The organism is Nonomuraea antri (assembly GCF_013283785.1).
In the GTDB taxonomy this organism is placed as follows: domain Bacteria; phylum Actinomycetota; class Actinomycetes; order Streptosporangiales; family Streptosporangiaceae; genus Nonomuraea; species Nonomuraea antri.
This window is the reverse complement of record NZ_JABCPZ010000070.1, coordinates 1-18,443: the sequence shown is the minus strand read 5'-3', so window position 1 is coordinate 18,443 and position 18,443 is coordinate 1. Positions and strand designations below refer to the sequence as shown.

Annotated in this window: 13 protein-coding genes; 9 read left to right on the top strand and 4 right to left on the bottom strand. The window is 72.2% G+C overall.

The window, feature by feature from the left end:
* Positions 1 to 52 precede the first annotated feature (52 nt).
* From HII36_RS23265 to HII36_RS23250, 4 genes are all read left to right on the top strand, one after another.
* Complete coding sequence (locus tag HII36_RS23265) at positions 53 to 580, top strand: PadR family transcriptional regulator (RefSeq protein WP_173525351.1); 528 nt, start codon at positions 53 to 55, stop codon at positions 578 to 580.
* Positions 577 to 1,257, top strand: coding sequence for an ABC transporter ATP-binding protein (locus HII36_RS23260; protein ID WP_173525350.1), 681 nt, complete (start codon positions 577 to 579; stop codon positions 1,255 to 1,257). Before HII36_RS23265 ends, HII36_RS23260 begins: the two co-directional genes overlap by 4 nt.
* Positions 1,254 to 3,512: an FtsX-like permease family protein gene (locus HII36_RS23255; protein ID WP_173525349.1), complete on the top strand. Its 2,259-nt coding sequence runs from the start codon at positions 1,254 to 1,256 to the stop codon at positions 3,510 to 3,512. Before HII36_RS23260 ends, HII36_RS23255 begins: the two co-directional genes overlap by 4 nt.
* A 147-nt stretch (positions 3,513 to 3,659) precedes the next feature.
* A complete protein-coding gene (locus HII36_RS23250) occupies positions 3,660 to 6,161 on the top strand; it encodes a penicillin acylase family protein (RefSeq protein ID WP_173525348.1) in 2,502 nt (833 codons plus the stop codon).
* Between the two features lie 40 nt (positions 6,162 to 6,201).
* Here the strand turns inward: HII36_RS23250 and HII36_RS23245 are convergent, their stop codons facing one another.
* Positions 6,202 to 6,744, bottom strand: coding sequence for a TIGR03086 family metal-binding protein (locus tag HII36_RS23245; protein WP_173525347.1), 543 nt, complete (start codon positions 6,742 to 6,744; stop codon positions 6,202 to 6,204).
* Here HII36_RS23245 and HII36_RS23240 point away from each other — a divergent pair.
* Positions 6,743 to 7,570, top strand: coding sequence for a helix-turn-helix domain-containing protein (locus HII36_RS23240; protein ID WP_173525346.1), 828 nt, complete (start codon positions 6,743 to 6,745; stop codon positions 7,568 to 7,570). The two genes, HII36_RS23245 and HII36_RS23240, sit on opposite strands and share 2 nt — an antisense overlap.
* A 9-nt stretch (positions 7,571 to 7,579) precedes the next feature.
* Here HII36_RS23240 and HII36_RS23235 read toward each other — a convergent pair whose 3' ends face one another.
* The gene (locus HII36_RS23235) at positions 7,580 to 8,866 is read right to left on the bottom strand and encodes an esterase-like activity of phytase family protein (protein WP_173525345.1); all 1,287 of its coding nucleotides are present in this window, start codon (positions 8,864 to 8,866) and stop codon (positions 7,580 to 7,582) included.
* A 40-nt stretch (positions 8,867 to 8,906) separates the two neighbouring features.
* Positions 8,907 to 9,905 (bottom strand): LysR family transcriptional regulator, encoded by a 999-nt coding sequence (locus HII36_RS23230; protein WP_173525344.1) that lies wholly within the window; start codon positions 9,903 to 9,905, stop codon positions 8,907 to 8,909.
* A 107-nt stretch (positions 9,906 to 10,012) separates the two neighbouring features.
* On the opposite strand from HII36_RS23230, the gene dnaE reads away from it, so the two are divergent.
* The 3 genes from dnaE to HII36_RS23215 all read left to right on the top strand — a co-directional run bounded on the left by dnaE (position 10,013) and on the right by HII36_RS23215 (position 15,230).
* Positions 10,013 to 13,558 carry a DNA polymerase III subunit alpha gene (dnaE, locus tag HII36_RS23225; RefSeq protein WP_173525343.1) on the top strand — a complete coding sequence of 1,182 codons (3,546 nt, stop codon included), beginning with the start codon at positions 10,013 to 10,015 and terminating at the stop codon, positions 13,556 to 13,558.
* 14 nt (positions 13,559 to 13,572) lie between these two features.
* Entirely contained in the window at positions 13,573 to 13,965 is a 393-nt protein-coding gene (locus tag HII36_RS23220; RefSeq protein WP_173525342.1) for a DUF6300 family protein, read from the top strand.
* Positions 13,966 to 14,045: 80 nt separating this feature from the next.
* Entirely contained in the window at positions 14,046 to 15,230 is a 1,185-nt protein-coding gene (locus HII36_RS23215) for an FAD-dependent monooxygenase (RefSeq protein WP_173525341.1), read from the top strand.
* Between the two features lie 171 nt (positions 15,231 to 15,401).
* Here HII36_RS23215 and HII36_RS23210 read toward each other — a convergent pair whose 3' ends face one another.
* Positions 15,402 to 17,249 (bottom strand): S1 family peptidase, encoded by a 1,848-nt coding sequence (locus HII36_RS23210; RefSeq protein ID WP_173525340.1) that lies wholly within the window; start codon positions 17,247 to 17,249, stop codon positions 15,402 to 15,404.
* A 279-nt stretch (positions 17,250 to 17,528) separates the two neighbouring features.
* Here HII36_RS23210 and HII36_RS23205 point away from each other — a divergent pair, with 279 nt between their 5' ends.
* Complete coding sequence (locus HII36_RS23205; protein WP_173525339.1) at positions 17,529 to 18,416, top strand: SGNH/GDSL hydrolase family protein; 888 nt, start codon at positions 17,529 to 17,531, stop codon at positions 18,414 to 18,416.
* Positions 18,417 to 18,443: the final 27 nt, after the last annotated feature.

Genomic DNA, 18,443 nt, shown 5'->3' with positions numbered 1-18,443 from the left:
CCGCGAACCCCTTATTCTCCGCGTATATACGCTTAGAGTATAGTCGCCCGGCATGAGCGTTCCCCTTGCCCTGCTCGGCCTGCTCGAACGCGAGCCGAGCCACGGCTACGACCTGAAACGTGACTACGACGCCTTCTTCGGCCGGGGCAAGGCCCTGCCGTTCGGCCAGGTGTACGCCACGCTCGGCAGGCTCGCCAGAGACGGCAAGATCATCGCCGGGCAGAGCGAGCCCGGCGACGGCCCGGACCGCAAGCGTTACGCCATCACGCCGGTCGGCACGCGGGAGGTCGAGGTGTGGCTGTCGGAGCCGGTCGCGGCCGAGCCGTACCTGCAGACCGTGTTGTTCACCAAGGTCGTGCTCGCGCTGATGCTGGGCCGCGACGCGGCCGCCTACCTCGACCTGCAGCGCGCCACGCATATGCGGCGCATGCGCGAGCTGGCCGAGGTCAAGCGCGGCGGCGGGCTGCCCGACGCGCTGCTGGCCGACCACGGCATGTTCCACCTCGAAGCCGATCTGCGCTGGATCGACGTCACCCAGGCCAGGCTCGGCGCGCTGGCGGCCATGGTGCGTGCGCAATGATCGTCGAGGCGAAGCGGGTCAGCCGCTCCTACGGCAGCACGCCGGCGCTGTGCGAGGCGAGCCTGGCGGTGGACGCCGGGGAGATCGTGGCCGTGATGGGGCCGAGCGGCTCGGGCAAGTCCACGTTGCTGCACTGCCTGGCCGGGATCTTCACGCCCGACAGCGGGCAGGTGTGGTTCGACGGGCAGCGGCTCGACACCATGAGCGACGAGCGGCGCACCCGGCTGCGGCGCACCGCCTTCGGTTTCGTCTTCCAGTTCGGTCAGCTCGTGCCCGAGCTGACCGTGACCGACAACGTCGCGCTGCCGCTGCTGCTCGGGCGTACCGGGCGGAAGGCCGCCCACGGGCGGGCGCGGGGCTGGCTGGACCGGCTGGGCCTGGCCGAGCTGGGCGACCGGCGCACCGGGGAGCTGTCCGGCGGCCAGGCGCAGCGGGTGGCGATCGCGCGGGCGCTGGTGACGGGCCCGCGGGTGCTGTTCGCCGACGAGCCGACCGGCGCACTCGACTCGCTCACCGGCGAGCACGTGATGGAGCTGCTGGTGGGCCTGGCCAGGGAAGAGGGCACCACGGTGATCGTGGTGACGCACGACGCCCGGGTGGCCGCCTGCGCCGACCGTGAGGTCGTCGTACGCGACGGCCGGGTCAGCGACCTCTACGCCGGCGAGGCCGCGCGATGATCTCGCTCGGGCTGCGGCTGTCACTCCAGGGCGGCAGGGAGGCGGCGGCCAGACTGGTCCTGATCGTCGCCGGGGTGGCCGTCGGCGTGACGGTGCTGCTGGCCACGCTCTCGCTGTTCAACGCCTTCCAGGCGACCACCGCCCGACCGTGCTGGGAGTGCACCACCGGCACCGCGCCCAGCGGCTGGGCGCTCGACGCCACCGCCGACGGCGCGCTGTGGAACTACCGCGAGGACTACTACGCCGGTCAGCGGGTCAAACGGCTCGACGCGGCCGCGCTCGGCGACCGCGCCCCGGTGATCCCCGGCCTGTCCGCGATGCCGGGACCCGGCACGTACGTCGTCTCCCCCGCGCTGGCCGGGCTGCTCGACCGGGCGCCGCGCGAACAGCTCGCCGACCGCTTCCCCGGCGCCAGGGCCGGGCTCATCGGCCCGGCCGCGCTGTCCGGGCCCGACGAGCTGGCCGTGGTCGTCGGACGCACGCCGCAACAGGTCGCCGCGCTGACCGGCACCCGGCAGGTGGACGCCGTCGAGACCGCGCCCGCGATCGACGACACCACCGACGCCTACCGGTACGGGTTCGGCATCGCCGCCATCGGGCTGATCGTCCCGCTGCTGGTGCTCGTCGCGACCGCCACCCGGCTGGCCGCCGCCAGGCGCGAGGCGCGTTTCGCCGCCATCAGGCTGGTGGGCGCGACGTCGCGGCAGGTCAACGTGCTCGCCGCGGTGGACGCGGCGGCGGGCGCGCTGCTCGGCGCGCTGGCCGGGGTCGCGGTCTTCATCCTGGTACGCCCGGCGCTGACCGAGGCCCGCATCACCGGCGCCCGGTTCTTCCCCGACCTGGTCGCCCCGGCGCCCTGGCAGTACGCGGCCGTGCTGGCCGGCGCGCCGGTCGTGGCGGCCTGCGCCGCGCTGTGGTCGCTGCGCCGGGTGCGGATCTCCCCGCTCGGCACGGTCCGGCGGACCGCCGCCCGCCCGCCCCGGGCCTGGCGGACGATCCCGCTGCTGGCCGGGCTCGGCCTGTTCGCCGGCCCGGTGTTCAGTAACGGCGATGATGCCGGCGGCGGTGGTGGCGGCGATGGCGGCGATCCCGACGCGCTGCTCGCCGGGGTCGGGCTGGCGTTGATCATGATCGGGCTGGTGGTGGCGGGCCCCTGGCTGACGATGCTGGCCGCCCGCCTGACCGCCAGGCTGACCGGCGGCGCGGCGACCCTGCTGGCCGCCCAGCGGCTGTCCGCCGACCCGAAGACCGCCTTCCGCTCGGTGAGCGGGCTCGTCCTCGCGGTGTTCATCGGGACGGCGATCGCCGGAATCGTCCCCGCCGTGGTCACCGGCCAGCAGGCGGTGGGCGGCGGCGCGCTGAACGACGTGCTGCGCGCCGCACTCACCCCGCCAGGCTCCGGCGGGCTGTCACCGGGTGCCGCCACCGCCCTGCTGGCCGAGCTGCGCGCCCATCCCGGCGTCGACGTGCTGCCGATCTACGCCAAGCCGGACGAACGGGTGCCCCCGGTTCCCGGCGACGGCCCGCCACCGGCCCGGGCCGTGGTCGAGTGCGCGCACCTGGCCCGCTTCCCCGTGCTCGGCCGCTGCCCGGCGGGCGCCCAGGCGGTGGCCGGACAGTTCGACCGCCTGGTCGGCGCCGACAACCCGCTCACCATCGGCAAGCTGCTCCCCCTGGCGAGCCCGTCCGGCCGGGTCGACTCTGCGGCCGGGCTCGCCCTGTCCGCGGTCCTGGTCAGCACGGACGACACCGCCACTCTGGAACGACTGCGCACCCTGCTGGCCGGGTACGCCGGGGCCGCCGCGGACGCGCCCATGACGTTCGCCGAGGTCGCCCAGGTCAGGGCGGTCATGTTCGGCCAGGCAGAGAACGTCGCGCTGGCCATGGTCGCGCTGACCCTGCTGGCCGGCGGCTGCAGCCTGGTGGTGACCGTCGGCGGCGGGCTCATCGAGCGGCGGCAGCCGTTCACGCTGCTGCGCCTGGCCGGCACCCCGGCCCGCACGCTGTCGGCGGTGGTGCTGCTGGAGTCGGCGCTGCCGCTGGTCGTGGCCGCGCTGCTGGCGGCCGCGGCCGGGTTCGGGGTGGCTGAGCCGGTCATCGACCAGCTGGCGATGAAGGGCGCGTCCCTGGCCATGCCCGGGCCGGTGTACTTCGCGGCGGTGGGGGGTGGGCTGGTGGCGTCGCTGCTGGTGATCCTGACGTTGTTGCCGCTGCTCAGACGTATGACCGCACCTGACAACGCGCGATTCGAATAAGACCGGACCACGCGTGGCCACGCGGCGCCGTCACACCGACCGGCCCGACCGTATGACGTCCCGGACCGCACGACGGCCCGGACCGCGCCTGACCATCTGACGGCTTGGACCGCGCCCGGCCACGTGGCGCATGGAAGAGGAGCAGGAATGAAGCTCAGCACGCGGGCGGCATCGGCCGTCGCGCTGGCCCTGGTCGCCGCCGTCGCGGCGGTGGCGGTACGCACGGACACACCCGCCGCTGCCGCCGGAGCCGCCGGAGCCGCCGAAGCCATGGAGGCCATGGAGGCCGCTGATGGGCGCTACGCCGCCGAGATCCGGCGCACCGAGTACGGCATCCCCCACATCTCGGCCAAGGACCACGGCGGGCTCGGCTTCGGCTACGGTTACGCCTTCGCCCAGGACAACCTGTGCGTACTCGCCTCGTGGGTGGTGACGTTACGCGGCGAGCGCTCACGCCATTTCGGCGCGGAGTCGATGTCGGACGACCCCGTCGACCCGGTGCCCAACCTGACCAGCGACGTCTACCACAAGAGCGTCGCGGACTCGGGGGTGGTACGTCGGCTGCTGGCCAGACCGGCGCCGGTGGGCCCGAGCGACGAGCTGCGGCGGCTGGTCGACGGCTACGCGGCCGGCTACAACCGCTACCTGGCCGAGACCGGGGTGTCGAACCTGCCCGACCCCACCTGCCGGGGCAAGGAGTGGGTCGGCCCCATCACCGCCAACGACGTGTGGCACACCGTCCTCGACCTGAACCGCATGGCGGGCGGCGCCGCGCTCAAGGAGGCCGTGGTCGGCGAGGCCGAGTCCGACGGCCCGACCAGATCCGCACCGGGCCGCACCCCACCAGCACCGCCCACGAACAACGAGCCTCCGTTCGGCGCGGCCGGCGAGCCTCCGTTCGCCACGGCCGGCGAGTCGCCGTTCGATGCGACGACTGGGAACCTGTTCGGGCCGGTCGAGGGCGCTCCCGGCAGCAACGGCTGGGCGCTGGGCAAGGAGGCGACGCGCGCGGGAACCGGCATGCTGCTGGCCGACCCGCACTTCCCGTGGCGCGGCATCCGCCGCTTCTACCAGGTGCACCTGACCATCCCGGGCGTGCTCGACGTCGCCGGCGGCAGCCTGTACGGCACGCCGGTCGTCCAGATCGGGCACAACGCGAGCGTCGCCTGGACCCACACGGTCTCCCACGCCCAGCGCTTCGCCCTCTACCGGCTCACGCTGGTGCCCGGCGACCCCACCAGCTACCTGGTCGACGGCCGTCCTGAGCCGATGGGCCGCCAGGAGGTCGAGGTGACGCTGCGGGGCGGGGGCATCGCCAATCACACCCTCCTGACCTCGCGCTACGGCCCGGTCCTGGCCGCCGGGCGGAGCGCGGAGACGGCGTACGCGCTGGCCGACGTCAACGCCGCCAACCTGCGCTCGGCCGACGCCTGGCTGGCCATGGCCGGAGCCGGGAACCTGGCGGAGCTGCGCGCGGCCCAGGACACCTACCAGGGGATGCCGTTCGTCTACACCCTCGCCGTGGACGCCGGCGGGACCGCCTCGTTCGCCGACGCCTCGGTCGTCCCGCACATCACCGCCGCCCAGGCCCGCCGCTGCGCGAAGCCCGCGCCCATGCCGGGGCTCGAGGCCACCGTCCTGGACGGCTCGACCAGCGCGTGCCTGCTCGGCAAGGACCGCGACGCCGTCGTGCCCGGCATCTTCGGCCCCGGCAACCAGCCGAGGCTGACCCGTACCGACTACGTGGCCAACTCGAACAACGGTTACTGGCTGGCGAACCCGTCGGCGCCGCTGACCGGGTTTCCGCCGGTTTGGGACGGAGGCCGCGCCGAGCTGGACACCCGTCCCCGGGTGAGCCTGGACATGATCGCCCGGCGGCTGGCCGGCTCCGACGGGCTCGGCGCGCCCGGCTTCACGCTGGAGACGTTGGCGGCCACCGTCCAGGCCAAGCGCAACCACAGCGTCGAGCTCATGCGCGCGGACCTGGCGGCGCTGTGCCGCGCGCACCGCGAGCTGACCACGTCCGACGGACGGCGGGTGAACGTGCGCCGGGCCTGCGCGACCCTGGCCGCCTGGGACGGCCGCGCCACCCTCGACAGCGAGGGCGCGGTGCTCTGGCGGGAGTTCTTCGACCGGCTGGGCGTGCCCAGCAAGCCCGGCGAGCCCGCGCCCAGTTGGTGGCGGGTGCCGTTCGACCCGGAACGTCCGCTCACCACGCCGCGCGGGCTCAAGCACGACGACCCGGCGACGCAGCGGGCGCTGGCCGACACCGTGGCGTTCTTCCAGGCCAACCGCATCCCACTGACCCTGACCACCGGACAGGCCCAGCGTTACGCGGGGATCCCGATACCCGGCTGCACGGGCAGCGAGGGCTGCTTCGACCGCGTCCGCACCGGCGGCCCGCTCGGCCCCGACGGCCGCTACCCGGACGTCGACACCGGCTCCAGCTTCATGATGGCCGTCGAGCTCACCCCGGACGGGCCGCGGAGCCGTACCCTGCTCACCTACTCGCTGTCGGCGAACCCGTCCTCGCCGCACCACACCGACCAGACCGTGCTGTTCTCGCGCGGGCAGTGGGTGACGGAACGGTTCACCGACGCGGAGATCGCCGCCTCGCCGCAACTACGCACGACCACGGTACGCGGCTGACCTGGAACGCCAGCGGCGGCGTCAGGCAGGCCAAGCGAGGTCAAGCAGGCCAGGCGGGGTCGCGGCCGATGAGGCCGAGCAGGCGGTCGAACCGCGGGGCGTCGCCGGGCACCGCCACCGGCGGCCCGAACGCGCCCCGCTGCCGCCCCATCTCCGCCATCCGCTCGGTGAACCGCCACGCCCGCTCGACCTCCGCCTCCCCGGGCGCGTAGTCCTGGCCGGTGGCCCTGGCCAGGTCCCAGCCGTGCACCACCATGTCCACGAGATACATGTGGGCGAGCATGTCCATCGGCATGCCCATGGCCGCGCTCGTCCCCTCCCACGCCTCGGGGCGTGACCAGGCGGCGAGCGTCCGCCGTCCGCGCTCGGGGAAGTCGCCCGCGTACGGCGCCTGCTCCACCATCGGCCCGTCGCCGGCCAGCGACTCGAACAGCTCCGCCACCCACTCCAGATGGTTGATCAGGTCCTTGACGTCGAACTTCGCGCACGGCGTCGGGGACCCGAGCTGTTCCTCCCGCACGGCGCTCACCAGGCGTGCCGTCCGTTCCGTGGCGTGCGTCATCAGCGGCATCATGTCGTCCATGGCAGCCATCGTGCCCCGCTCGTCCGAGTCCAGGCTTGTAGAAACGCGACAGCGCGGCTGGGTCGACCCGTACGCGGGGCGCGACGCGTTCGACTACGCCAGGTTCGAGCCGTCCGCCGGGCTGGCCGCGTTCGTCGGGCACTTCTGGGTCGTCACCTGGACCGACCTCGCCGAACCCTACGAGCAGCGCATCATCTCCCACCCGACGGTGAACATGACGATCACCCGGGACTTCCGCCGCATCGCGGGCGTGATCAGGGGCGGGTTCTCCTACACGATGCGCGGCAGCGGCCGGGTGATCGGCACCCGCTTCCGTCCCGGCGGCTTCCGCCCGTTCCTCGGCGCCCCCGTCTCACAGCTGACCGGCCACTTCACCGAGATCGCCGCCCTGTTCGGCCCGTCCGGCGCACACCTGGTCGAACAGGTCCTCTCAGAACCGGACACCCAGACCGCCGTCACCACCATCGACACCTTCCTGCAGAGCCTCGCCCCCCACCACGACCCCCTGGCCGAGGAAGCCGACGCCCTGGTCTCGCTGGTGGAGAATGACGTGACCCTGACCAGGGTCGACGACCTGGCCACCAGATCGGGCCGCTCGGTCCGCTCACTCCAGCGCCTGTTCAGGGACTACGTCGGCATCGGCCCCAAGTGGGTGATCCGCCGCTTCCGCCTGTACGAGGCCGCCGAACGCATCCACCAGGGCCTCGACCTGGCCACGCTGGCCGCCGAACTCGGCTACACCGACCAGGCCCACCTGACCCGCGACTTCACCGCCGCCGTGGGCATGCCCCCGGCGGCGTATGCCCGCCGCAGCAGCCGCCCTTGACCCCCGGTCTCAGAGGAGCGGGCGGGGGAGGCGGATGGTGAGGATGCGGCTGGTCACGCCCGAGTCGATGAGGCGGCCGTCCGGGCCGAAGGTGCCGAGGCCGAAGTCGTTGTCGTTGGCCACCGCGATCGTCCGGCGGTCGAGCAGCGCGACGCCCTCGATCTTGCCGGGCAGGCCGGGGATGGCCGCCAGGTCCACGGCGAGCGACTTGGTCGCCACCCGGACGTTCGCCGGCAGCGACGCCTCCAGCGACGGGGTGGTGGCCGGGTCGTCGTGCGGGCCGCCGAGCAGGTCGCTCGCGCCGCGCAGGTCGACGGTGTAGAGGCGGGCCACGGCGTCGGTGCGTTCCTGCAGCAGCAGGCGGCCCGGGCGGAGCACGGTGAGCGCGGAGATCTTCATGTCGCCCTGTTCGGCGGCCGGGTCGAAGGCGGCGGCGTCCTCCATCCGGTAGGCCCATTCGCCGGTCGGCCGGCCGGTGCGCAGGTCGACGCGCAGGATGCGGGCGACGCTCGACGCCTTGCCGGTCTTCTTGTCCGGGTTGGCCAGGGGGCTCTGGATCGCCACGTACAGGGCGCGTTCCGCGGGCGAGAGCCCGACGGCCTCCAGGCCACGGTTCTGCTGGCGGGTGCCGAAGACGGCGGGCAGCGTCTCGTGGACCGGGTATCCGGCGCCGGTCAGGCCGAGGCCCTTGGGGACGTATCGGGCCAGGATCCGGCCGTCGGCGCCGACGTGGACGAGCGACGGCGAGTATTCGTCCACCAGCCAGAAGCCGCCGCGGCCGTCGGTGACGATGTCCTCGGTGTCCAGGCCGTTCGGGTCGTAGGGCAGCTGGGTGCGCCCGTCCCAGGTGTAGGGGGTCTCGTCGTGCCCGGCCTGGTTCGACAGGCCGCTGATCGGCGTGCCGTCGGACTTCCGCAGCGGGATCGCGCGCACGATCCGCGCGGTGCCGTGGCGGACGGCGACGCGCACGATGGCCGGCGCGAACGCGGGCACCGGGAACGTGCGCCGCTTCTCGCCGTCGATCTTGGGTTCGCCGTTCGGCCCGCGGTCGGTGACCATCCAGTACTCGCCCGGCCGGTCCGCGGGGTAGAGGCCGCTGCCGACGCCGCCGAGCTTGACGCCGCGCGAGTCCGTCACGATCCCGGGCTGGAACGCGGCCAGGTCGGGCGCGGGCAGCGTCACGTCGGACACCACCCGCGGCTCGCGCCCGGCCCCGGTCGCGGCGGACGCCGGCGCGGCGAGGCCGGCGGCGAGCAGGGAGCCGGCGGCCAGCGCGGCGATCAATGAACGGGACATGACGCTTCCTTACGGCAAGATTCCGGGTTACCGCCGAAACCTAGCGACGTCCGATGTCCGGTCTCCGACGTCCGAGTGAACGTCCGGGTGAACCTCCGGCGAAGGCCGCGCGGTCGGCGTCCGGCAGCCACTGGCGGCCCGGGTCGTACGGCACGAAGCCGCGCTCGACGAACCGGACGAGCAGCGCCAGCACCGGGTGCGGGTTCTGCCGGTGGCTCAGCAGCGAGCACGGGTAGACGGGCACCGGATCGACGACCGGGATCCGCACCACGCCCGGGTTCCACGGCATCCGGCACGCCTCGCCGACGAACCCGATGCGGTGGCCGGTGGCGATCTCCTCCATGAAGTACTCCCAGCCGAAGTCCGGCCCGGTGTCGTCGATGTCGAGGTCGAACGCGTCGCCGAGGAGCCGGTAGTACTCGGCCCACTCGCTGTCTGGCGCGTTTCCCGGCATCCACACGGTCGCTCCGGCCAGCCGCCGCGCCGCCACCTCCGGCAGGCCGGCGAGCGGGTGGTCGCGGCCGACCATGAGGTGGATGGGCTCCAGGTAGGCGGGCGCCTGCCGCAGGTCCTCCTCCAGCGTGCCGCTGACCCGGGCGAAGGCGGCGTCGACCGAGCCGCGGGCGAGCGCGTCGCGGGCGGACCTGAGCCCGTTGGAGGTGAGGACCTCGACGTCCGCGCCCTCGACGCTCTGGTGGAAGTCCCTGACCAGGTCGACCGAGCCCAGCCGGGTGTCCAGGACGTCCACGCGCAGCGCCCTGCGGCGGCCGCGCAGCACGTCGAGCGCCTGGTCGGCGAGGCCGACGAGGGCGCGCGCGTGGTGCAGGAACGACCGCCCGTCTGCGGTGAGGTCGGCGCCGGTGCGGGTGCGGAAGAACAGCCGCACGCCGAGGTCGGACTCCAGCTTCGCGATGCGCTTGGAGACGGCCTGCTGGCTGATGCCGAGCCGGGCGGCGGCCTCGCTGAAGTAGCGGTCCTCGGTGACGGCGACGAAGGCGCGGACGGCGCCGAGATCAAGGTCCGCTACAGCCTCGCTCACAACCAGCTGTTGTGGTGTTTCGGGGTGTCGTTTGTTGGACAACCGGTCTCGTCCTCGGGTCGAATGCTCGAGTTCGCCAGCGAGCCTACAACCAGGAGGCGTGTTCCTTGACGGAATCGTTCGTACATCTCCACGTGCACACCGAGTACAGCATGCTCGACGGCGCGGCGAAGGTCGGCCTGCTGATGGACGAGGTCGCCCGGCAGGGAATGCCGGCCGTGGCGATGAGCGACCACGGCAACGTGCACGGGGCGTACGCGTTCCATCAGGCGGCGCGCCGGGCCGGGATCAAGCCGATCATCGGCATCGAGGCCTACGTGGCCCCCGCCGGACGGCGGCACCGGGGGCCGGTGTACTTCAGCGACGACCCGGCGCTGCGCCGCTCCGACGACGCGACGGGCGAGGGCGGTGACGTCTCAGGACGCGGCCTGTACACGCACTTGACGATGTGGGCCGACAGTGCGGAGGGGCTGCGTAACCTGTTCCGGCTGCAGTCCCGCGCCTGGCTCGAAGGACACGTCCAGAAATATCCGCGCATGGACGAGGAACTGCTCGCCGAGCACGGCCGGGGACTCATCGCCACCACCGGCTGCCCGTCGGGCGAGGTGCAGACCAGGCTCCGCCTCGGCCAGTACGACCAGGCCGTCGCGGCCGCCGCCCGCCTGCGCGACATCTTCGGCCCGGACGGCTTCTTCCTCGAACTGATGGACCACGGGCTGCCCATCGAGCGCCGCGTCCGCGAAGACCTGCTCAGGCTCGGCAAGGAGCTCGCGCTGCCGCCGCTGGCCACCAACGACTCCCACTACGTCACGCGGGACCAGGCCCAGGCGCACGACGTGCTGCTCTGCGTGGGCACCGGCAAGCGCCTGGCCGACGCCGACCGCTTCAGGTTCTCCGGCAGCGGCTACTTCATCGAGTCCGCCGCGCGGATGCGCGACCTGTGGGACCGGGAGGTGCCCGGGGCCTGCGACAACACGTTGCTGATCGCCGAGCGCGTCGGCGACTACGGCGAGGTGTTCGCGCACCGGGACCTGACGCCGCGCTTCCCCGTCCCGGAAGGTGAGAGCGAGTCGAGCTGGCTGCGCGCGGAGACCCTGCGCGGCGCGCGCGCCCGTTACGGCGCGCACCCGTCGCGCGAGGTGCTGGAGCGCATCGACCACGAGCTGTCGGTCATCGACGCCATGGGCTTCCCCGGCTACTTCCTGGTGGTCGCCGACATCTGCCGGCACGCCCGCGAGAACGGCATCGGCCTGGGTCCGGGCCGCGGCTCGGCCACCGGCTCGATCGTCGCCTACTGCACCGGCATCACGCAGCTCGACCCGATCGAGCACCAGCTCATCTTCGAACGTTTCCTCAACCCGGAACGCGTCTCCATGCCCGACGTCGACCTCGACTTCGACGACCGGCGGCGCGACGAGATGATCGACTACGTCACCCGCACGTACGGCGCGGACCGGGTCTGCCAGATCATCACGTTCAACACGATCAAGGCCAAGGCCGCGATCAAGGACTCGTGCCGGGTGCTCGGCCTGCCGTACGCGGTCGGCGACCGCATCACCAAGGCCTTCCCGGCCGCCGACGGCGGCAAGGAGATCCCGCTGGCCGCCATCCACGACGAACGCCACGCCCGTCACGGCGAGGCGGCCGAGCTGCGCCGCATGTACGAGCAGGACCCGGACGTCAAGCGAGTGATCGACACCGCGGCCGGCATCGAGGGGCTCACCCGGGGCACCGGGATCCACGCGGCGGGCGTGATCCTGTCCGCCGAGCCGCTGATCGACGTGATCCCGCTGGTCAGGCCCAAGGCGGACGGCCCGGTGGTCACCGGGTTCCCCTTCACCCAGGCCGAGGACATGGGCCTGCTGAAGATGGACTTCCTCGGCCTGCGCAACCTCACCGTCATCGGCGACGCGATCGCGAACGTGCGGGCCAACAAGGGCGTCGAGATCGACGTGCTCGACGTCCCGCTGGACGACGCCAGGACGTACGAACTGCTCGCCCGCGGCGACACGCTCGGGGTGTTCCAGCTCGACAGCGGCGGCATGCGGGTGCTGCTGAAACTGATGCGGCCCACCACGTTCACCGACATCGCGGCCGTGAACGCGCTCTACCGGCCGGGCCCGATGGAGATGAACGCACACACCAACTACGCGTTGCGCAAGACGGGCAGGCAGCCGGTCGAGCCGATCCATCCCGAACTGGCCGACGCGCTCGAACCCATCCTGGGCGACACCTACCACCTGGTCGTCTTCCAGGAGCAGGTGATGGCCATCGCCCAGCGGCTGGCCGGGTACTCGCTGGGCGCCGCCGACATGCTGCGCAGGGCCATGGGCAAGAAGAAGAAAGAGGTGCTGGACGCCGAGTGGGGCCGGTTCTCGGCCGGCATGCGCGAGCGCGGCTTCTCCGCCGCGGCGGTCAAGGCGGTCTGGGACGTCCTGGTCCCGTTCAGCGGCTACGGCTTCAACAAGTCGCACACCGCCGGGTACGGCCTGGTCTCGTACTGGACCGCCTATCTCAAGGCCAACCATCCGCAGGAGTACCTGGCCGCGCTGCTCACCTCGGTCGGCGACGACAAGGACAAGATGGCCGTCTACCTGGCCGACTGCCGCCGCATGGGCATCAAGGTGCTGCCGCCGGACGTCAACGCGAGCCGGCTGGACTTCGCCGCGGTCGGCGCCGACATCCGCTTCGGCCTGGGCGCGGTGCGCAACGTCGGAGCCGGGGTGGTGGACGCGATCGTCGCCGCCCGCGAGTCCGCGGGGCCGTACGCGAGCTTCGACGACTTCCTGGCCAAGGTCCCGGCCGTGGTCTGCGCCAAGCGGGTCATCGAGTCGCTGGCCAAGGCCGGGGCCTTCGACGGCCTGGGCCATCCGCGCAAGGGCCTGGTCGCGGTGCACGAGCAGGCCGTCGACGCGGTCATCGACCTCAAGCGGAACGCGGCCAGGGGCCAGGACTCGCTGTTCGGCGAGCCGGGCCGCGACGACGCGTTCTCCGTCGACGTGCCCGAGGGCGAGTGGGACACCCCCACCAGACTGGCCCTGGAACGCGAGATGCTCGGCCTGTACGTCTCCGGCCACCCGCTCGACGGCGCCGAGCACGTCCTGGACGCCCACCGCGACACCACCATCGCCGACCTGCTGTCGGCCGGGCGGCAGGACGCGGCGGCCCGGGTCAGCGGCATCGTCTCCGGCCTGCAGCGCAAGGTCACCAAGCAGGGCAGCCCGTGGGCGATCGTCACGCTGGAGGACCACGACGCCGCGGTGGAATGCCTCGTCTTCCCCAAGACCTACGCGTTGTACGGCGAGGTGCCCGCCCAGGACCGGGTGATCGCGGTGCGCGGCCGGGTCAACGTGCGTGACGAGACGACCAGCCTGTACGTCGAGGAGATCACGCCGCTCGACGTCTCCCTGGCCGGGGCCGAGCCGCCCGTGCTGATCACCCTGCAGGAGGCCCAGCTCACCCCGCGCCTGGTCGCGGAGTTCAAGCACATCCTGCTCACCCATCCCGGACGGGCGCCCGTCCACGTGCGGGTGCACCGCCGGGGCGCGGGGAGCGTGCTGCTGAGCCTGCGCCCGTTCCTGGTCGCCGCGGAACCGGCGTTCTACGGCGACGTCAAGGCCCTGCTCGGGGCCGCCGCGATCAGCGGATCGTGAGCGTGGACCCGGCCGTGAGCAGCGATCCGGCCCTGAGCAACGATCCGGTCCTGAGCGGGGACGCGGCCCTGAGCGGGGATCCCCTCGCGAGCGGGAACCCGGTGTGCCCGCGGTGCCGGGCCGCCGCCGTCGTGGCCGTCGTGCGGCTGCCGCACGTCTGGACGAACGCGTCGGGGCACGCGTTCCGGGTGGTCAGCGAGGTCCTGCTGTGCACACGCTGCGACGCCGGCGATCAGGCCGCCGCCCCGGTCCTGGCCTGCTTCGCCGCGGACGGAAGCCTGCGGCCGGAGAGCGCGGAACGCCTGGCGCCCGGGCTGCGGCGCTGGGCGGCCCGGGCCCGGCCGCCGCGACCGGCCGCGCACGCGGTCGACGCCGAGGCGGAGGCCTGGGCCCGGGGCGAGCTGTGATGGGCCGCCATCTGGGCCTTTAGTCCGTTCTGCTACTATCAGTCATAGATTGGCTACTCTGCGCGATATTGGGGGATACCGTGAAGATCGCCTGCGTCGGCGGCGGACCCGCCAGCCTGTACTTCTCGATCCTGATGAAGCGGGTGGACCCGTCGCACGACATCACCATCTACGAACGGAACCCGGCCGGCTCGACGTACGGATGGGGCGTCACCTACTGGGACGAGCTCTTCGACAACCTCTACGCGGCCGACCCCGAGTCCGCCCAGACCATCAAGGCCAACTCGGTCCGCTGGAACACCTGGGACGCCCGCATCCACGATCGCGCGTCGGTGCTGATCGAGCCGGGCGACGAGGGCTTCGGCATCGGCCGCCGCGCCCTGCTCGGCATCCTCGACGAGCGGGCCCGCTCCCTCGGCGTCCGCGTCGAGTACGAGCGCGAGATCACCGGCCAGGAGGAGGTGGCCGACGCCGACCTGATCGTCGCCGGCGACGGGGTCAACAGCGCGCTGCGCGAACCCCACGCCGCCCACTTCGGCACCGAGGTCAGGACCGGGCGCAACGTCTACATGTGGCTCGGCACCACCAAGATCTTCACCTCGTTCACGTTCTCGTTCGTCGAGACCGAGCACGGCTGGATCTGGTGTTACGGCTACGGCTTCGGCAAGGACCACAGCACCTGCGTCATCGAGTGCGCGCCCGAGACGTGGCGGGGGCTCGGACTGCACGAGACGAACGAGGCCGACAGCCTGTCGCTGCTGGAGAAGCTCTTCGCCGAGGTGCTAGACGGTCACCGGCTGATCGGCCGCGCGCAGCCCGAGGGCACCGCGCACTGGCTGACCTTCCGCACCGTGACCAACCGCAGGTGGTTCAAGGACAAGCTGGTGCTCGTCGGGGACGCCGCGCACACCACGCACTACTCGATCGGCGCGGGCACGGCACTCGCGCTGGGCGACGCGGTCTTCCTGACCGAGGCACTGCACGAGACGGACGACCTGTCACAGGCGCTGGCCTCGTACCAGAAGGAGCGCCAGGCCGCGATCAAGATGACGCGGCGGGCGGCGAGCAACAGCGCCCACTTCTACGAGAATCTCACGCGCTACATCGACCTGCCGCCGATGCAGATGTTCGCGCTGCTCGGCCAGCGGCATTCGAGCTGGCTCAGACGGCTGCCGCCGCGGGTGTACTACGGGGCCGGCTGGCTGGGGACACGAATGGCCCGGCTCATCCCGGCCAGGCTCATCCCGGCCCGGGCCCCCGAATAGGCCGTTCCGAACAGGCCGTTCCGAACGGGCGACCCGAACAGACCGGTCCGAACAGACCGTTCCGACCAGGCGGTCCCGACAGGCCGATCCCGGCTGGGCGTATCTACGCCGGGCCGGGACATGGGCCGATCACGGCGCCGCCGAGGTGCGGCGCCTCGTCGTCGCCGGGCGTCACGCGTCCGGCGGCCGCTGGCCGAGCTGGCGCTGGAGGTCGGCGATCTGCCGCTCCAGGTCGGTCTGCGGCTGAGCCTGGTGATCCGCGGGCGGCGAGAACTGGCCGTAGCGGACCGCGCGGGTCGGACCGCCACCGGGGCCACCGGGCTGCTGCGCCTGTCCCTGGGCCTGGCCCTGGGCCTGCCCCTGCGGGTAACCGGGCTGGGCGGCGCCGTACGGTCCGGCGCCGTAGGGAGATCCGCCCTGCTGCGGAGGCGGCGAGCCGTACGGACCGGCGCTGTAACCGCCCTGACCGTAACCGCCCTGACCGTAACCGCCGCCCTGGCCCTGCTGGACCGGGGGTGACACCTGAGCCTGGCCCGCGGGGAGCTGCTGCCACGGGGGCGGCGGCACCTGGCCGTACGAACCGGCGGGCTGGGGCGAGATGATGGCGGGCTCGCGCCGCGAACCGCGCCGGCGCAGGGCCTTGACCAGCACCAGGATGAGCACCAGGACCAGCAGCACGCCGACCCCGATCAACACCCAGAGCAGGATGGGCTGGGGCGATTCGTCCTTGCCCGCCGAGATGGCGCCCTGGGAGTCGCTGATGTACTTCGCGACGTACGGGTGGTTCGGGAACAGCGCCTGGACCTCGCGGAACTTCGGCAGCGCGTCCTCGTAGTAGTTGCGGAAGAAGTCGTTGAGCGCCTCGTTGTAGCGGGTCGTCGTGAGGGCCTGGGCCGGCTTGACGTTCTTCTCGCTGAGCTTCTCCTTGATGATGCTCACCGGCAGGACGAAGCTCTCGCTCTCCGACGCCTCACCGCTCTCGCTCACGGTGCCGGCGATGAGCATGCCGATGACCTTGCCGTCCTTGCTGAACACCGGGCCGCCGGAGTTGCCCTTGTACGAAGGCGCCTGGGTCTGGATGTACGGCACCCCGCTCTGCGTCGCGCGCTTGGCGTTGTACGGGCCCTCGGTCAGCGCCGGTTCGAGCCTGGACTCCAGGCTGAAGAACGGCGTGTTGGTGACCAGGCCGGGGAAGCCGCTGATGTAAAGGGTGTCGCCGGTGCGCACGTCCGCGTCGTCACCGAGCGGCACGGTCGGCAGGTTCTGCTGACCGTTGACCTTCAACAGCGCGAAGTCCTTGCCCGGGTAGCTCTCGCCCACCGACACGAGCTCGGCCGGGACGGCCTTGGCCGTCTTGTCCACGCCACCGCCGGGCAGGCTCTGCATCACCGACAGGCTCTGCTTCAGGTTGCGGATCTGCATGTGGCTGCTGTTGAACGTGACGTAGATCTGCTGGGCCAGCTTGACGATCTCCTCGTCCGCCTCGATGCCCTGCAGGCCCTTGATGATCTCCTGGGCGTCCTGCTTGTTGAACTTGGCCAGCGCCTGCTGCGCGAACAGCTGGCTCAGCTCGGTCTCGCCGACCTGGACGCAGTGCGCGCCGGTGACCATGTAACCGTCGGGGGTGATCCACCAGCCGGTGCACATGCCGCCGACCTCGGCCTCGACCGTGCGTTCCGGCGTGGTCGAGGTGAGATAGGTGTCGACGTCGGCCGCGATGCGCTGGAACATCCACTTGGCGATGCTGCGCTCGTCCGAGGAGATCTTGCCGGCCAGGACGGCCGCGGTGGCCGCCTCGACGAGCTGGTTGAACGTGGTCTCGTTCAGCGTGCTGGTGGGCACGACGACAGTGCCGGTGTAGGTGAAGCTGGTCAGCTGCACGGCGGGCTGGGTACGCGCGGCCAGCCAGGTGCCGACCGCGATGTCGGGCCGCTCGTCCGGGTTGTCGTCTGCCGCTGCCGCCGGTAACGCGGTCAGCGCGACCGGGAGCGCGATCGCCGCCGCCGCGACGATCCGCATGAACCTTCTTCTGATATTTCCGCTCACAGGCGCTCATCGTGGAGTACGCCGCTTGTTGGTGGCTTGGAGTCGACTGGAACCCCCGTAGGGACGGGGCTGGAAGTGCCCCGGGACCTTGACGCGCGGGCCGCTCAAGGTCATTCTTACCACTTGGTAGGTAAACGGCGTTCGCGCCGTTCACGCTGTGCGCACGGCGTTCGTTTCGCCGCCGACGCACCGGTTTCGCGTGCCGGGAGCGTCGGCGGAGCCTCGTACTCGACCCGTACCAGTGAGGTGGCCATGCCCGCAGTCAGTCCACGGCACAGGAAGACGCTTCTCGCGCTCGCCGCGGGAGCCGCTCTCGCGACCGCCGCCGTCCAACCCCCCGCTGCCGCCTCCGCCTCGGCCGTCGTCGGCCAGTACGTGGCGCTCGGCGACTCCTACACGGCCGGGCCGGAGATCCCGAACCAGACCGACGCCAACTGCGGCCGCTCGGACCGCAACTACCCGACCCTGACCGCGGCTGCGCTGCCCGGGACCGCACTCACCGACGTGAGCTGCGCCGGCGCGACCACCGCGCACATGACCGCCACGCAGGGCACCGCCGCACCCCAGCTCGACGCCCTGCGCCCGGACACCGCCCTGGTCACCCTCGGCATCGGCGGCAACGACATCAACGTCAGCGGCGTCATCGCCCGCTGCGTGATCCTGGGCAAGCTCAACCCGTTCGGCTCGCCGTGCAAGACCAGCTACACGCTCGCCGGCACCGACGAGATCGGCCGGCGCATCACGGACACCGGCCACAAGCTCGACACCGTGCTCCAGGAGATCAAGCGGCGCTCACCGGCCGCGCGCGTCCTGGTCGTGGGCTACCCGGTCATCATGCCGGACGACGGCGGCAACTGTTACTCGACCGTCCCGATCTCCAGAGGCGACGCCCCCTGGCTGCGTGACGTGGAGAAGCGGCTCAACGCCATGCTCGCCACGCGGGCGGCGGCCCACGGCGCTGGCTACGTCGACACCTACACCGGCTCGATCGGCCACGACCTGTGCAAGCCGGTCGGAACCCGGTGGATGGAGCCGATGGAGGGCGTGGACTCGGCCGGCCTGCACCCCAACGCGGCCGGCCACCAGGCCATGTCCGCCGCCCTGCTCGCCGCCGTCGGCCACCCCGCGGCCGCGGCCTGACCGGCCCATCAGCGCCCACCCCGCAAC

Excerpts from the sequence above, each read along its gene's own strand:
- HII36_RS23265 (WP_173525351.1), top strand. The coding sequence starts at position 53 with ATGAGCGTTCCCCTTGCCCTGCTCGGCCTGCTCGAACGCGAGCCGAGC.
- HII36_RS23260 (WP_173525350.1), top strand. The coding sequence starts at position 577 with ATGATCGTCGAGGCGAAGCGGGTCAGCCGCTCCTACGGCAGCACGCCG.
- HII36_RS23255 (WP_173525349.1), top strand. The coding sequence starts at position 1,254 with ATGATCTCGCTCGGGCTGCGGCTGTCACTCCAGGGCGGCAGGGAGGCG.
- HII36_RS23250 (WP_173525348.1), top strand. The coding sequence starts at position 3,660 with ATGAAGCTCAGCACGCGGGCGGCATCGGCCGTCGCGCTGGCCCTGGTC.
- HII36_RS23240 (WP_173525346.1), top strand. The coding sequence starts at position 6,743 with ATGGCAGCCATCGTGCCCCGCTCGTCCGAGTCCAGGCTTGTAGAAACG.
- HII36_RS23245 (WP_173525347.1), bottom strand. The coding sequence starts at position 6,744 with ATGGACGACATGATGCCGCTGATGACGCACGCCACGGAACGGACGGCA.
- HII36_RS23235 (WP_173525345.1), bottom strand. The coding sequence starts at position 8,866 with ATGTCCCGTTCATTGATCGCCGCGCTGGCCGCCGGCTCCCTGCTCGCC.
- HII36_RS23210 (WP_173525340.1), bottom strand. The coding sequence starts at position 17,249 with ATGCGGATCGTCGCGGCGGCGGCGATCGCGCTCCCGGTCGCGCTGACC.
- HII36_RS23205 (WP_173525339.1), top strand. The coding sequence starts at position 17,529 with ATGCCCGCAGTCAGTCCACGGCACAGGAAGACGCTTCTCGCGCTCGCC.